Here is a 14,368-nt window from a genome sequence, read left to right on the forward strand (position 1 = left end):
TGTTTATTGGTTTGTTTTTATACAGCTTGATTGTCAATATCCTCTTCGTATATCAACTTATCTGTAATTAATTTGTTTATTGTTGTTGTTACTTTAAGGAAGTTTTCTAACTCTTCTTCAGTAATATACTCTCTTACTTTGTTGTTAAATTGGTACACATGTCCCTTAGAAACTTCACGCATTTCCTTACCATAGTTAGTAAGTTTTAAAATAACACTTCTTCCGTCATTAGGATTCTTTTCGCGACATATAGCTCCTTTGTCTTCCATGGTTTTTAGTAAACGAGAAAGACTTGTAGGCTCCATTCCCATTAAAGGACCTAAAGCTGTAGAAGGAGTACCATTTTCATAATCTATATTCAACAAAGCAAAAGCTGTAGCCATGGTGCTATCGTGCTTGGCAGCTTGCTCATTATACATTTTTGCAACGGCTTGCCAAGTGGCTCTTAATTGGTGATCTATCGATTTATCTTTATCCATCGATGCCAAATATATAAAAATTTATTATGCGTGCATAGTATTTAGTAAAAAAATTATGCATGCATAATAAAATTAACATAAAATTAATCTTGTAACGTTTACGGCGAAGTAGATACTAATTGAGTATAAAAATATGTAAGTTTGTCACTGCTGTTTTTTAACAAGCGGCAATTAATCAACTATTGAGTCTATGAATAATTTATTAGAAATAAATAATGTGGTAAAACGTTACGGCGATTATACTGCATTAAATAATGTGTCTATGCACATACCTAAAGGAAGCGTTTTTGGCTTGTTAGGTCCTAACGGAGCTGGAAAAACTTCTTTAATTAGAATCATCAATCAAATTACAATGCCAGATAGTGGTGAGGTAATTTTAGATGGAGAAAAGTTAGCACCACATCATATTGAACATATTGGATACTTACCAGAAGAACGTGGTTTGTATAAAAGTATGAAGGTAGGAGAGCAGGCGTTGTATTTGGCACAGTTAAAAGGATTGAGTAAAGCCGAAGCTAAAAAACGCCTTAAATATTGGTTTGATAAGTTTGATATTGGCGCATGGTGGAATAAAAAGATTGAAGAGCTATCTAAAGGGATGGCGCAAAAGGTACAGTTTATAGTAACGGTATTGCATCAGCCTAAATTATTAATTTTTGATGAGCCTTTTTCTGGGTTTGATCCTATTAATGCACAGTTAATAGCAAAAGAAATTTTGCAATTGCGTGATGAAGGTGCTACCATCATTTTTTCTACACACAGAATGGAATCTGTTGAGGAAATGTGCGATTATATAGCTTTGATTAATAAATCAAACAAAATTTTAGACGGTAAGCTAGAGGATATTAAAAAGGAATTTAGAACAAATACTTTTCAAGTAGGGTTAACAACTTCAAATTCGAGAGAAGTTGAGAGTAAATTAAAACAAAACTTTGAAGTATTACCAGCAGATTTCAAATTATTGAATGATGGTTTAAAATTAAACGTGAAGCTTTCTAATGGAAGTTCACCAAACGATTTGCTATCGTATTTAACTACTCAAGGACAAGTACAGCATTTTGTCGAGTTAGTACCAAGTGCCAATGATATTTTTATTCAAGCAATACATAAAAACAGTTAAGCTATGAAAAGATTACGATTAATTATAGAACGTGAATTTATTGCTAAGGTTAGAAATAAATCATTTATCGTCATGACTTTCTTAAGTCCTTTGTTGATGATTGGTATGGGGGCGTTGGTATTTTTCTTAATGAAAAAGAATGATGAGAAGGTTAAGAAGATAGTTTATGTAGATGAGTCAGGAAAGTTTTCTAAAGATGTATTTGTAGATTCTAAAACGGTAAAGTATCAAGATTTTACGGCGTTAGGTATTGAAGATTCTAAAAAGAAAGTTGAAGAAGGCGATTATTACGGAGCTTTATATATTCCGAAGCAAGATAGTTTAGAGGTGTTGGCAAAATCGATTGAGTTCTTCTCAAAAGATTCACCAAGTATGTCTATTATGGAAAGTTTGGAGGATAAGATAGACAAAGTGTTACGTCATGAAAAGCTAACCAGTTTCGGTATTGATTTAGCGCATATAGAAGAGTCAAAAATAGCTTCAGAAATTAAAATGTTGAATTTCTCTGGTGAAAAATCATCAAAACTAATCAACGGATTAAAAATTGGAGTAGGTGCCATAGCAGGATACTTATTAATGATGTTTGTTATGATTTATGGCACTTCGGTAATGCGAAGTGTTATTGAAGAAAAAACAAGTAGAATTATCGAGGTAATTGTTTCATCGGTAAAACCTTTCCAATTAATGTTAGGGAAAATTATAGGAAATGCATCAGCAGGTTTATTACAATTCTTTATTTGGGGAATTTTGTTTTTAATATTTAGTCTTGTTGCATCCTCTTTCTTTGGAGTTGATATGATGGATGTGCAATCGGCTAAAGTTTCACCAGAACAAATGGAGGTAATTAAGCAAACAGCAACCGATAAAGGAGAAATGATTGTACAAGAAATTTTCAGGTTGCCTTTAGTTAAAATGTTTTTCTTGTTCATTTTCTATTTCTTGGGCGGATATATGTTGTATAGTTCGCTATTCGCAGCTGTTGGTGCAGCTGTAGACAATGAAACAGATACTCAGCAATTTATGATGCCTATTATGTTGCCTTTAATCTTAGCTGTATATGTCGGATTTGCAACGGTAATTAATGATCCTCACGGACCAGTATCAGTAGTCTTTTCATACATACCATTTACCTCACCAATTGTTATGTTAATGCGTATTCCATTTGGAGTAGCTTGGTGGGAAATAGCCATTTCTATGTTGTTATTAATTCTTACTTTTATAGTGATTGTATGGGTAGCTGCTAAGATTTATCGAGTAGGTATTTTAATGTACGGTAAAAAAGCAACCTATAAAGATTTATGGAAGTGGATTCGTTATAACGGATAATTATTTTTATGAAATAAATTGTAAAGTCATTAGTTTACTATAATTGAAAGAGTTTAATGTAGATTGTATTTAATTAATAAAACAATAAGAACTACTAGATGAAAGAAATTATAAAGGAAATAACCGATTTTTTAAACTACAGAATCCCTGTGGGAGGAAAAGATGTTGAGTTCACGTTAAAAACAATCCTGTTTTTAATTGTAGGCTTACTTTTTGTCAAGTTTTTATTGAAGTATTTAAAAAAGCTGGCAAAAAGCAAGTTAGAACAAGAAGATAAAAATAAGTTTGATACTATTTTCTCTTTTACCAGTTGGTTAGCTTATGTAGTCGTTTTTTCAATAGGCTTAAGTTCAGCAGGAGTTAATTTAAGTGCGGTTTTAGTAGCTTCTTCTGCTTTATTAATTGGTATTGGTTTGGCATTACAAACCTTCTTTCAAGATATTATTTCAGGTATTTTTATTATTCTTGATAAAAGTGTACATGTAGGAGATATTATCGAATTAGACGATAAAGTAGGAAGAGTAGAGGAAATAAAATTAAGAACTACCCGAGCGGTAACTATCGATAATAAAGTGTTGGTAATTCCGAATCATAAGTATTTATCAAATAGTTTATATAACTGGACGCAAAACGGAACCACAACTCGTGAGAGTGTAAAAGTAGGAGTGGCGTATGGTAGTGATGTTGCATTAGTAAAAAAACTATTGTTACAAGCGGCTAACGAACATTCAAAAGTGTATCAACACCCTGCTCCGTTAGTGTTTTTTGAAAATTTTGGAGATAGCTCATTAGATTTTAAGTTGGTTTTTACATTAAACGATAGCTTTCAGGCAGCGATACCAAAGAGTGATATTAGGTTTAGGATAGATGAATTATTTAGAGAGCATAATGTAAGTATTCCATTTCCTCAAAGAGATATACATATTGTAGATGCTAAAGGTTTAAAGTTTAATCAAGAATCAAAAGAAAGATTAACTAACGATAAAGCAACTGAGAAAATCGAAGAAAAATCAAAAGGAAAGTCTCAATAAAATACTTGGCTTACTTTTTGAATTGCAAACACAAATGGTTCTTTCTTGTTATAAAGAACATATTGATAAAACAACATTAATAGATTTAGAAGACGAAATAGAAGAGTTACAAAAAATGATTTCAGGATTTAAGAACTCATTAGGTTAGTCTTTTCTCTTTTGTCAAACATTTAAAAATCTAAAAAAGAATATGGCTAAAATATTAATAATAGAAGATGAAGCTGCAATCCGCAGAGTGTTAAAAAAAATCATTTCTGAAGAGAATGATTCCTATGAAGTAGAAGAAGCAGAAGATGGATTAGCAGGAATTGAAATGATAAAAAACACAGATTACGATTTAGTGCTGTGTGATATAAAAATGCCAAAAATGGATGGTGTTGAGGTATTAGAAAAGGCAAGAAAGATTAAACCAGAAACACCAATGGTGATGATATCTGGTCACGGAGATCTTGACACAGCAGTTAATACAATGCGTTTAGGTGCCTTTGATTATATTTCGAAACCGCCAGATTTAAATCGTTTGTTAAATACAGTTCGTAATGCATTGGATAAAAAAGAACTAGTAGTTGAAAACAAACGTTTAAAAAAGAAGGTAAGCAAAAACTACGAAATGATTGGTGAAAGTGAAGCTATTACTCATATTAAAGATATGATAGAAAAAGTTTCAGCTACCGATGCTCGTGTGTTAATTACAGGGCCTAACGGAACAGGAAAAGAGTTAGTAGCGCATTGGTTGCATGAAAAGTCTGATCGTTCTAAAGCACCAATGATTGAGGTAAACTGTGCAGCTATTCCTTCAGAATTAATAGAAAGTGAACTATTCGGACATGTAAAAGGTAGTTTTACAGGGGCTAATAAAGATAGAGCAGGAAAGTTTGAGGCAGCAAATGGAGGAACTATTTTCTTAGATGAAATAGGAGATATGAGCTTATCTGCACAAGCAAAAGTATTACGCGCATTACAAGAAAATCGCATTCAGCGTGTAGGTTCTGATAAGGATATTAAAGTGAACGTACGTGTCGTAGCTGCCACGAATAAAGATTTAAAAAAGGAAATTGAAGAAGGACGTTTTCGTGAAGATTTATATCATCGCTTAGCGGTAATCTTAATTAAAGTTCCTGCGTTAAATGAAAGAAGAGAAGATATTCCTTTATTGGTAGATTTCTTTGCTAAGAAAATTTCTGAAGAACAAGGAATGCCTAAAAAAGCATTTGCAGATGACGCAATTAAACAATTACAAGAATATGACTGGACAGGTAATATTCGTGAGTTACGCAATGTTGTAGAACGCTTACTTATTTTAGGAGAAAAAGAAGTGTCTAAAAACGATGTAAAGTTGTTTGCTAGTAAATAAAGAAAAAACCTAAGATTAAAAAATACTCTTAGGTTTTTTCTTTATTTTAAAATTCTTTTTGCCAAGTTGTACACGCCTAATCTTCCAAAGGTTTGAATTGCTGTTTGAAACCAATTTCCGAAAGATAAATCATCTTTAAATTGCTCTTTAATAAGTTTTATCTCTTCAAAAGAAATATCACGCTTAAGCTTCAAAAGCTTAAGCTCTTTTAGTATTTCTTGTCTGTTGTTATAAGATTTCTTCATCATCAAAATATTTCTTAGATAAACTTTTAATTACAAAATTTTCAACCCTATCTCTTAAGGAGTAAGTAATAATAGCAAACACAATAAATAGTAAGGCAACTATTAAATGACCTAAAATTTGATTGTTTAGTAAATCGCCAATACTTGCTGATAGCGTTACGGCTAAAAAAACAAAAGCAATTAGCATGAATATGCCGATGACGGCAAAACTAAAAATCATACTAAGTGAAGCCGTTAACACTTGAAAAATCTTTAATTTGTAGTATTTTTCAGAGTTTTTAATGAATTCTTCACCTTTTTCTATGGCTTTTTCTGAGGTCGTATGTAATGACTTAAAAACCGACATTATTTAGTTTGTAATTTTTTGTTTTTTGCTTTCAGTACTTTTAATCTTTCTTCTAACTGTGAAATTACATCATCAGCCTTGTAGCTAGCGTCAGTTACAATAGAGTCTAATTTTTCTTCTAGTGTACTCTTTTTGTTACTAATAGTTTCTGATACTGTATTTTTTAAGTTTTCAGCTCTGTTTGCAACTTCGTCTTTTAAATGAGCTGCTTCTGTTGCTATTGTATCTCTTGCTGAAGCCGCTCCGTCAGCTATTTTTTGTCTTGTTTTGCTTCCTTTATCAGGGGCGAATAGCACACCCAATCCAGCTCCTACTGCCATTCCTACTAACAAACCAAAAATGTTTTTATCGTTACTCATAATATGTATTTTAAATTAATAAATCGTTTCTACTCAAAAATACCCAGACATTACAAGAGAGGTTGACTCATTAAAATGAAATATTAACTCACTTGATGTTAGTTGCTTGTTTTTTGTGGTTTTATTTGCTTTGAAGAAAGTGTTTTGTGGAATGAGATAGCAAAAAAAAGCTGAATTCTAATTAGAACTCAGCCTTTTCAGATTTAGTTAGGAAAGGTAAATAGTTATGCTAAATCGTATCTGTCTGCATTCATTATTTTAGTCCAAGCAGCTACAAAATCTTTTACAAATTTTTCTTTGTTATCATCTTGTGCGTATACTTCTGCATACGAACGTAAAATTGAATTGGAACCAAAAATTAAATCAGCTCTGGTAGCTGTCCATTTTGTGTTTCCAGTTTTTCTTTCAACAATATTATAAAGGTTTTCACCAGCAGGTTTCCAAGAATACTTCATGTCAGTTAAATTCACAAAGAAATCGTTGCTTAAAACACCTTCGTTATCGGTAAATACACCATGTTTGGTATTTCCGTGGTTAGTGCCTAATACACGCATTCCTCCAACCAAAACAGTCATTTCAGGAGCGGTTAAGCCCATAAGTTGCGTTCTGTCTAATAATAATTCTTCTGGTTTTACTACGTAATCTTTCTTTTGCCAGTTTCTGTAGCCATCGTGTAAAGGCTCTAGTACATCAAAAGATTCTACATCGGTCATTTCAGCAGTTGCATCACCTCTTCCAGGAGTAAAAGGAACTTTAATATCGAAACCACCTTCTTTAGCGGCTTTTTCAATGGCAGCGCTTCCTCCTAAAACAATTAAATCAGCAATACTTACTTTTTTGCTTAATCCTGATTGAATTTCAGTTAATTTATCAAGCACTTTTTTTAATCTTGTAGGTTCGTTTCCTTCCCAATCTTTTTGAGGAGCTAAACGAATACGAGCACCATTAGCACCGCCTCTAAAATCGGAACCTCTGTAAGTTCTGGCACTATCCCAAGCAGTATTAATTAATTCTGTACGAGTAAGTCCGCTATTTAATAACTTTTCTTTTAGTTCTTCAATTTCTGTAGTACTTAAAGTGTAATCAACAGTTGGAACTGGATCTTGCCAAATCAATGTTTCGGTAGGAGAGTCAGCTCCTAAATAACGAGTGTTTGGGCCTAAATCACGATGGGTAAGTTTAAACCAAGCCCTAGCGAAAGCGTCTTCAAAAGCTGCTGGATCGTTGTAGAACTTCTCCGATATTTTTCTGTATTCAGGATCCATTTTCATCGCCATATCTGCATCAGTCATAATAGGATTCCTTTTCATATTCGGATTGTGAGCATCGGTAGGTTTATCTGCTTCATCCATACTCACAGGCTCCCATTGCCACGCACCAGCTGGACTTTTCTTTAATTCCCATTCGTGATTCAATAACAAATGAAAGTAGGTGTGATTCCATTTGTAAGGAGTAGTTGTCCAAGCTCCTTCTAAACCACTAGTTACGGTATCGGCTGCATTTCCGTTTCCTTTAGGGTTCATCCACCCAAAACCTTGATCTTGAATTTCTGCTCCTTCAGGACTTTGACCTAAGGCTCCTGCGTCACCATTACCGTGTGCTTTTCCAACTGTGTGCCCACCAGCAGTTAAAGCAACGGTTTCTTCATCATTCATAGCCATACGCTTAAAAGTTACTCGAACATCATGTGCAGTTTTTAACGGATCGGGTTTGCCATCAACACCTTCAGGGTTTACATAAATTAATCCCATCATAACAGATGCTAAAGGATTTTCTAAATCTCGCTCACCAGAATAGCGCGAGCCTTTACTCCCTGTAGGAGCTAACCATTCTTTTTCTGATCCCCAATAAATATCTTTTTCAGGATGCCAAATATCTTCACGCCCTCCAGCAAAACCAAAAGTTTTGAATCCCATAGATTCGTAAGCCATATTTCCTGCTAAAATAATAAGGTCAGCCCACGATAGTTTATTTCCATATTTCTTTTTGATAGGCCATAATAAGCGTCGTGCTTTATCTAGATTTCCGTTATCGGGCCAACTGTTTAAGGGAGCAAAACGTTGGTTTCCGGTGTTACTACCACCTCTTCCGTCTGCAACTCTATAAGTACCCGCAGCGTGCCACGCCATACGAATCATTAATCCACCATAAGTTCCCCAATCAGCAGGCCACCAATCTTGACTATCGGTCATAAGCGTTTTTAAATCATTTTTTGCAGCTTCAAGGTCTAGTTTTTTAAATTCTTCAGCATAATTAAAATCTTCTCCTAGAGGATTCGTTTTAGTGTCATGCTGACTGAGAATGTCTAAATTCAAAGATTTAGGCCACCATTCCATAACGTTATCATGGGTTTCGGTATTAGCGCCTTGTGAGAATGGACATTTACCAGAAGCGTGTGAGTTTGCATCTTTCATGTTATCAATTTTATAGGTTAGAATACCATCAAATTTACGATAAAACCTTGAATAATTTTTATCTATATTTTTTATTTCAATATAACAATTTTTTATTATTTTGTTTTTTTTAACATATAACTTTTTGATAGTTGGGTTTGTATTTGTTTTGTTTATTTGGTTTTTTAAAATGTATTGATAATCTTTATAGTTGAATAAGAAAATATTTTTGCTTTTAGGCTGTAGATCGTAAGAAAGGAAATAAATTTGCTCCAGATAAAAAGAATATATTTATTATTAACCTTTAAAAAATATAAAATGGCTACAGTAGGAAAAAAATTTCCAAGTTTAAGCGTAGATGCAATGAACGAAATGGGTGATACGTTTAAATTAAATGTATTAGAAGAAGCAGTAAAAAACAACAAGAAAGTATTATTATTCTGGTATCCAAAAGACTTTACTTTTGTTTGTCCAACAGAATTACACGCTTTTCAAGCTGCTTTATCAGAATTTGAAAAAAGAAACACAATTGTAATTGGTGCGTCATGTGATACTCCTGAAGTACACTTTGCTTGGTTAAACCAATCTAAAGCTAACGGAGGAATCGAAGGAGTTACTTATCCATTATTAGCTGATAGTAACCGTAACTTATCATCTATTTTAGGAATTTTAGATATTACTAATGAAACGTATGATGAAGCTACAGGAACTGTACAAGTAGAAGGAGATAACGTAACATACAGAGCTACGTATTTAATTGATGAAGAAGGAACTGTATTCCACGAAGGAATTAACCACATGCCAGTTGGTCGTAACGTAAACGAGTACTTACGTTTAATCGATGCTTACACTCACGTACAAGAAAAAGGTGAGGTTTGTCCTGCAAACTGGGAAGAAGGTAAAGAAGCTATGCAAGCAAACGCTAAAGCTACAGCAGAGTACTTAGCGGCAAACTAATATAACATTAAGAGAGGAAATAAGTTCGTGTAAGATAGGTGAAGGGGTCGAGCACGAGCTCCTTTCGAAATAAAATAAATTTTAAGACTATGGTACAAGAATTAAGTCAAGATAATTTATCAGAAGTTGTTGCAGGTAATAAAAAAGTAGTGGTACAATATTCTGCTACTTGGTGCGGTAACTGCCGTATTATGAAACCAAAATTTAAGAAGTTAGCTTCAGAAAATGAAGACATGGTTTTTATTATTGCAGATGCAGAACAGTTTCCTGAAAGTAGAAAACTTGCTGATGTAAGCAACTTACCAACATTTGCAACATTTGTAGATGGTAAGTTTGTAAACCAAACGCAAACGAACAAGTTTGAAGTGTTAAAAGATTTAGTAAACGAAGTAGCTTAATTATGAAATTACCAGTAATTAAACATTTAACTTCTTTTATTGAAGAAAATGACCAAGATTACGTACTAGAAACTATTGAGACTCTAGAAGCTTTAACAGAAGTTCCTTCTTTAAAGGATGAAGAGTTAGATGTGATAGGGGAATTAATCTCTAACATGTACGGAGCAATTGAAGTTGATAAAATGATTAAAGACGGAACACCTAAAAAAGAAGCGTTAAATAACTTTATGAAGCGTGTTTTAGGTTCGATTGACCAATAGTTTTACTACGAAAGAAAATATAAATCCCGAGCAATATGCTCGGGATTTTGTTTTATATAAATTGCTGATTGTATCTTTTACCAAGATTCGTAGCATATTCAATAACATTTTTTACAATCTTTCTATCGTCGTTTTTACGCCAGTTGATAAATAATTCTGTTTTTTCAGGAAGCGTGATAAAACGAACATGTGAGTTTAATGAAAATTGAAAAGAATAAGGCAAAATTGAAATTCCTAACTCTCTAGAAATTAAGTTTAAGATCATACTTCCAAAATCAGATTCAATATGAGCTTGTGGTTCAAAACCATAAGTGTTAAAAATACTGCGAAGTAACGACGAAAAATAAGTAGTATGATGTAAGCCAGAAAGAATAAACTTTTCATCTTTTACATCTCTTAAATCTACAAAATCCTCAGCGGTTAACCAGTGGTTTTTTGGAACAACAAGACAAACAGGTTCAGCATACAATCTTTCAGAACAAATAGAAGAGTTTAAAACAGTGTTTCTGCTAAAAGCAACATCTATTTGATAGCTTGTCAGTAAGTTTTCAAGGGTAATGTCAGTAGGTTCCATAAGTTCAACCTTTAAGTCAGGTTTTTCTTCGGAAAATATCTTGAGTAACTCTGGTAAGTAGTTGTAAGAAATAGACCCAGGATAGGCAATGCTAATTAATCCAGAAGAGCCTTCTTCAATTTTTTTTGCATGCTGTAGTGTGCGGTCAAACTCATCTAATAAATCTTCCCATTTTTTCTTAAGAAAAACACCAGCATCGGTCAATTTTACGTTTCTTTTATCGCGTTCAAATAAGGTAACGCCTAATTCTTCTTCTAACGATTGAATTTGTCTACTTAATGATGATTGTGAGACGTATACCTTTTCTGCGGTTTTCCAAAAATGTAACTCTTCAGCGAGTACTAAAAAATATCGAATTTGTTGTAAAGTCATTTTAATGCGGTTTTTGCATTAATCATTCAAAAATAAGTATTTTTTAATAAACAGAACTGCCGTTGCTTTGCATAAAAAACATTGATATTCATTTTTAAAATTAAAGGAAATGGGAATTGAGAACTTTATAGCATTTTTTACAGCAACCATTCTTTTTGTATTAACACCAGGAATGGAAACGATTTTTTTAATTAACAAATCGATAAGTCAGGGGAGGAAATCAGGAGTTTATACTGTTTTTGGTTTAAATACGGGGGCTTTAGTGCATACCTTGTTCGGAGCATTAGGCTTGTCAATCATTGTAGCAAAGTCAGCAATATTTTTTGCATTGATAAAATATTTAGGAGCTGCCTATTTAATTTATTTAGGAGTGATGAAAGTGTTATCAAAGAAAGATTTGATAGGAAATGACGTTGAGGAGCAAAAGAAAAATTCAGCAAAAAATGATTTTAAATCAGGATTTATAACGAATATATTAAATCCGAAAGTTGCATTATTCTTTATCGCATTTTTTCCACAGTTCATTAGTCCTGATCATATAGAAAATCCAGTTCCGTTCATTTTTATGGGGATTTCTTATGCACTTATGACTACCGTTTGGTATTTATTTTTAACTTCTTTTGCAGGAGCATTTTCAAAAAAGGTGAAAGAAAATCAAAATATCGGGATTCGAATGAATAAGATTTCAGGAGTAGTTTTTGTTTTAATGGGGCTGCAAATAGCGTTTATGTAAAAGTTAAAAATCGGTGAGATTTAAATCTTACCGGTTTAAATTTGGTTAAAAAGTTTATTTTTTTTGAGTGTAGCTAAGCTCTGGTCGCATTTTTCCTGAAATTTCAGAGTAATTAGAAAGTAAACTATATAAATCGTCGAATTTAAGTTTGAAATCGTTACCTAATAAGTTTCTGTTTTCTTCACTTTTTTGAGCATAATCCAATCCGTTTTTGCAGATATAGCCACAACAAAACGGTCTCCTACTTGACCAAAACCACTTTCATAAACGCGATAGTGCATTTTAGATTTTTTAGCAACGAAAAGATCTTTAATCTCTTTAATTTTTTTGTTTATTCTTCATTTTTTTCTTCATTCGCCTTTTTAATAATTGCTTTTAAACGTTCTTTAGTGCGTTGTTTTTCTAGGCGAAGTTTATTCTCCTTTTGTTTCATTAAGCGCGTGTGTTTCGCTTTGTTCACTGTATTTTTAGCTTTTCCTTTCTTAGGCATTTTAAGGATTGATTTTCCAGATTTTATCTGCGGTTTTTAAATATTCAGACAAAGCAGCTGAACCATACCAGTTGTATAAATCTACTGCTAAATATTTTTCAGCAATAGCAGGATCTGTTTTTATTAGTTCTTGAGCTTCTTCTAAGGTTTTTACATTAAAAATAAAAAGACCTCGATAAGCGTTTTCATTCTTGCCAAAAGGTTCAGCAACAATAAGTTTATTTTCTTTAGCTAACCTATTAATATTGTCTAAATGTCCCCTAAAAGCTTTACTTTTTAGTTCTTTATCAGTAGAGGTATTAGTGCCTGTTTTTAAGACAGCAAATACATAACTTTTCATTCCGTAGTCGTCTGCACCCAATTCTTTTGCAAGTTTTGCATCATAGTTAGGATTGTTTTTTTGAGCATGTATTGTGATAGACAATAAGGCTACTATGAGTATAAAAAAAGACTTCATATTGTGTAAGATTTTGTGAATTATAAAATTACACGTTTTTTATGAATTGCTAATAAACCTAAGAAAGTTAAGGCTCCGTTTAAGATTAACACAAAGAAACCAAAGTCAAATCCCATTTTTTCTTTGCTGTAAAAACTAATTACATACGTTAAAACAGGAGCAATTAAACAAATAATTGGAACTAATTTGTCTTTTACATTTAGTTTGGTAAATAATCCGAAGGCATATAATCCTAATAGTGAACCATAGGTATAGCCTGCAAATTGGAATATTTTAGCAATTACACTTTCATCAGCAATAAAATATTTAAAAATTAAAATAGTAGCCACTAAAATGAAGGAAAATAATATGTGGATTTTCTTTCGTGTTTTTTCTTTTTCTTGCTCATTATCTTTTTTGTCGATTTCTAAAATATCGATACTAAAAGAAGTAGTTAGTGAAGTTAAAGCACTATCAGCACTAGAGTATGCCGCGGCAATCAATCCTAATAAAAAGAATAGGGCTGTGGCTATTCCTAAATCACCACTCATAGCTATTGTTGGAAATAGTTCATCTTTATGTGCGTTTATTTCATTAGCAGAAGCATAATCGGTTAACAATACACCTAGAGCTAAGAAGAAAAAGTTTACAATTACTAATACGATAGTAAACCAAAACATGTTTTTTTGAGCATCTTTCAAGTTACGACAGGTTAAGTTTTTTTGCATCATATCTTGATCTAATCCCGTCATTACTATAGAAATGAAAGCTCCTGAAAAGAATTGTTTCCAAAAGTAATTTCCTGCCTTTACATCGTCAAAAAAGAAGGTTTTTGATAGGTCATTGTTAGCAACATACGAAAATAGATTATCGATTTGCATTTCATCTTTTATCATCACAATGCATACACCAACAGCAATCAGCATGAATAAAGTTTGTAAGGTGTCTGTCCATACAATAGTTTTTATCCCTCCTTTAAACGTATATAACCAAATTAATAAAATCGTAATGGTAACGGTAATCCAAAACGGAACTCCATAGGCATCAAACAAAATTAATTGTAACACGTTGGCAACTAAAAATAATCGAAAGGAAGCTCCAATCGTTCTAGAAAGTAAGAAAAAAGAAGCTCCTGTTTTATAAGAATATCTACCAAAACGACCTTCTAAGTAGGTATAGATTGAAGTTAGATTTAATCTGTAGTAGAGTGGGAGTAGTACTAAACCAATCACGGCATATCCTAATACATACCCAAGTACCATTTGCATATAGCTCATTTTATCACCTTCAATCCACCCAGGAACAGAGATGAAAGTAACTCCAGAAAGTGATGCACCAATCATACCGAAGGCAACTAAATACCAAGGAGATGAGTTGTTTGCTTTAAAAAATGTTTGATTATTTGCTGATTTTCCAGTGATGTATGAAATAAGGATTAATACACCAAAATAAGCTAAAATAAGGAGGAGTATATGTAGTGGTTGCATGTAGTTAA

General features: G+C 32.8%; 18 protein-coding genes. 9 read left to right on the forward strand and 9 right to left on the reverse strand.

Annotation, left to right across the window (positions count from 1 at the left end):
• Window positions 1–17: 17 nt before the first annotated feature.
• Window positions 18–479: a MarR family winged helix-turn-helix transcriptional regulator gene (locus AC3VI6_RS09170; RefSeq protein ID WP_497705946.1), complete on the reverse strand. Its 462-nt coding sequence runs from the start codon at window positions 477–479 to the stop codon at window positions 18–20.
• Window positions 480–669: 190 nt separating this feature from the next.
• Between AC3VI6_RS09170 and AC3VI6_RS09175 the strand changes: the two genes are divergently transcribed.
• The 5 genes from AC3VI6_RS09175 (at window position 670) to AC3VI6_RS09195 (ending at window position 5,310) form a co-directional block, all read left to right on the forward strand.
• Window positions 670–1,599, forward strand: coding sequence for an ABC transporter ATP-binding protein (locus tag AC3VI6_RS09175; RefSeq protein ID WP_497705947.1), 930 nt, complete (start codon window positions 670–672; stop codon window positions 1,597–1,599).
• Between the two features lie 3 nt (window positions 1,600–1,602).
• The gene (locus AC3VI6_RS09180) at window positions 1,603–2,925 is read left to right on the forward strand and encodes an ABC transporter permease (protein ID WP_497705948.1); all 1,323 of its coding nucleotides are present in this window, start codon (window positions 1,603–1,605) and stop codon (window positions 2,923–2,925) included.
• Window positions 2,926–3,023: 98 nt separating this feature from the next.
• Window positions 3,024–3,956 (forward strand): mechanosensitive ion channel family protein, encoded by a 933-nt coding sequence (locus AC3VI6_RS09185; RefSeq protein ID WP_497705949.1) that lies wholly within the window; start codon window positions 3,024–3,026, stop codon window positions 3,954–3,956.
• Window positions 3,957–3,978: 22 nt separating this feature from the next.
• Window positions 3,979–4,104: a four helix bundle protein gene (locus AC3VI6_RS09190; protein WP_274633593.1), complete on the forward strand. Its 126-nt coding sequence runs from the start codon at window positions 3,979–3,981 to the stop codon at window positions 4,102–4,104.
• A 42-nt stretch (window positions 4,105–4,146) separates the two neighbouring features.
• The gene (locus AC3VI6_RS09195) at window positions 4,147–5,310 is read left to right on the forward strand and encodes a sigma-54-dependent transcriptional regulator (RefSeq protein ID WP_497705950.1); all 1,164 of its coding nucleotides are present in this window, start codon (window positions 4,147–4,149) and stop codon (window positions 5,308–5,310) included.
• A 41-nt stretch (window positions 5,311–5,351) separates the two neighbouring features.
• Here AC3VI6_RS09195 and AC3VI6_RS09200 read toward each other — a convergent pair whose 3' ends face one another.
• The 4 genes from AC3VI6_RS09200 to katG all read right to left on the reverse strand — a co-directional run bounded on the left by AC3VI6_RS09200 (window position 5,352) and on the right by katG (window position 8,674).
• A complete protein-coding gene (locus tag AC3VI6_RS09200) occupies window positions 5,352–5,558 on the reverse strand; it encodes a hypothetical protein (RefSeq protein WP_497705951.1) in 207 nt (68 codons plus the stop codon).
• Window positions 5,539–5,901: a TMEM165/GDT1 family protein gene (locus AC3VI6_RS09205; RefSeq protein WP_497705952.1), complete on the reverse strand. Its 363-nt coding sequence runs from the start codon at window positions 5,899–5,901 to the stop codon at window positions 5,539–5,541. Before AC3VI6_RS09205 ends, AC3VI6_RS09200 begins: the two co-directional genes overlap by 20 nt.
• Window positions 5,901–6,260, reverse strand: coding sequence for a YtxH domain-containing protein (locus tag AC3VI6_RS09210; RefSeq protein WP_497705953.1), 360 nt, complete (start codon window positions 6,258–6,260; stop codon window positions 5,901–5,903). Before AC3VI6_RS09210 ends, AC3VI6_RS09205 begins: the two co-directional genes overlap by 1 nt.
• A gap of 224 nt (window positions 6,261–6,484) precedes the next feature.
• Window positions 6,485–8,674 (reverse strand): catalase/peroxidase HPI, encoded by a 2,190-nt coding sequence (gene katG / locus AC3VI6_RS09215; RefSeq protein WP_497705954.1) that lies wholly within the window; start codon window positions 8,672–8,674, stop codon window positions 6,485–6,487.
• A gap of 297 nt (window positions 8,675–8,971) precedes the next feature.
• Here katG and AC3VI6_RS09220 point away from each other — a divergent pair, with 297 nt between their 5' ends.
• From AC3VI6_RS09220 to AC3VI6_RS09230, 3 genes are all read left to right on the forward strand, one after another.
• The gene (locus AC3VI6_RS09220) at window positions 8,972–9,610 is read left to right on the forward strand and encodes a peroxiredoxin (RefSeq protein WP_274633596.1); all 639 of its coding nucleotides are present in this window, start codon (window positions 8,972–8,974) and stop codon (window positions 9,608–9,610) included.
• 89 nt (window positions 9,611–9,699) lie between these two features.
• On the forward strand, window positions 9,700–10,008 hold the full coding sequence (locus AC3VI6_RS09225; RefSeq protein WP_497705955.1) for a thioredoxin family protein: 309 nt from the start codon (window positions 9,700–9,702) through the stop codon (window positions 10,006–10,008).
• A 2-nt stretch (window positions 10,009–10,010) separates the two neighbouring features.
• Window positions 10,011–10,268, forward strand: coding sequence for a DUF6952 family protein (locus AC3VI6_RS09230; RefSeq protein ID WP_028892839.1), 258 nt, complete (start codon window positions 10,011–10,013; stop codon window positions 10,266–10,268).
• 52 nt (window positions 10,269–10,320) lie between these two features.
• Here the strand turns inward: AC3VI6_RS09230 and AC3VI6_RS09235 are convergent, their stop codons facing one another.
• Window positions 10,321–11,214, reverse strand: a complete 894-nt coding sequence (locus AC3VI6_RS09235; RefSeq protein WP_274633597.1) for a LysR family transcriptional regulator — start codon at window positions 11,212–11,214, stop codon at window positions 10,321–10,323.
• 109 nt (window positions 11,215–11,323) lie between these two features.
• On the opposite strand from AC3VI6_RS09235, the gene AC3VI6_RS09240 reads away from it, so the two are divergent.
• Entirely contained in the window at window positions 11,324–11,947 is a 624-nt protein-coding gene (locus tag AC3VI6_RS09240) for a LysE family translocator (RefSeq protein ID WP_497705956.1), read from the forward strand.
• Between the two features lie 331 nt (window positions 11,948–12,278).
• Here AC3VI6_RS09240 and AC3VI6_RS09245 read toward each other — a convergent pair whose 3' ends face one another.
• The 3 genes from AC3VI6_RS09245 to AC3VI6_RS09255 are packed head-to-tail and all read right to left on the reverse strand — an operon-like array spanning window position 12,279 to window position 14,360.
• Window positions 12,279–12,437 (reverse strand): hypothetical protein, encoded by a 159-nt coding sequence (locus AC3VI6_RS09245; RefSeq protein WP_274633599.1) that lies wholly within the window; start codon window positions 12,435–12,437, stop codon window positions 12,279–12,281.
• Between the two features lies 1 nt (window position 12,438).
• Entirely contained in the window at window positions 12,439–12,894 is a 456-nt protein-coding gene (locus tag AC3VI6_RS09250) for a YciI family protein (RefSeq protein WP_497705957.1), read from the reverse strand.
• A gap of 20 nt (window positions 12,895–12,914) precedes the next feature.
• Window positions 12,915–14,360, reverse strand: coding sequence for a sodium:solute symporter (locus AC3VI6_RS09255; RefSeq protein WP_497705958.1), 1,446 nt, complete (start codon window positions 14,358–14,360; stop codon window positions 12,915–12,917).
• Between the last annotated feature and the right edge of the window lie 8 nt (window positions 14,361–14,368).

Source organism: Tenacibaculum sp. TB-56 (genome assembly GCF_059716275.2).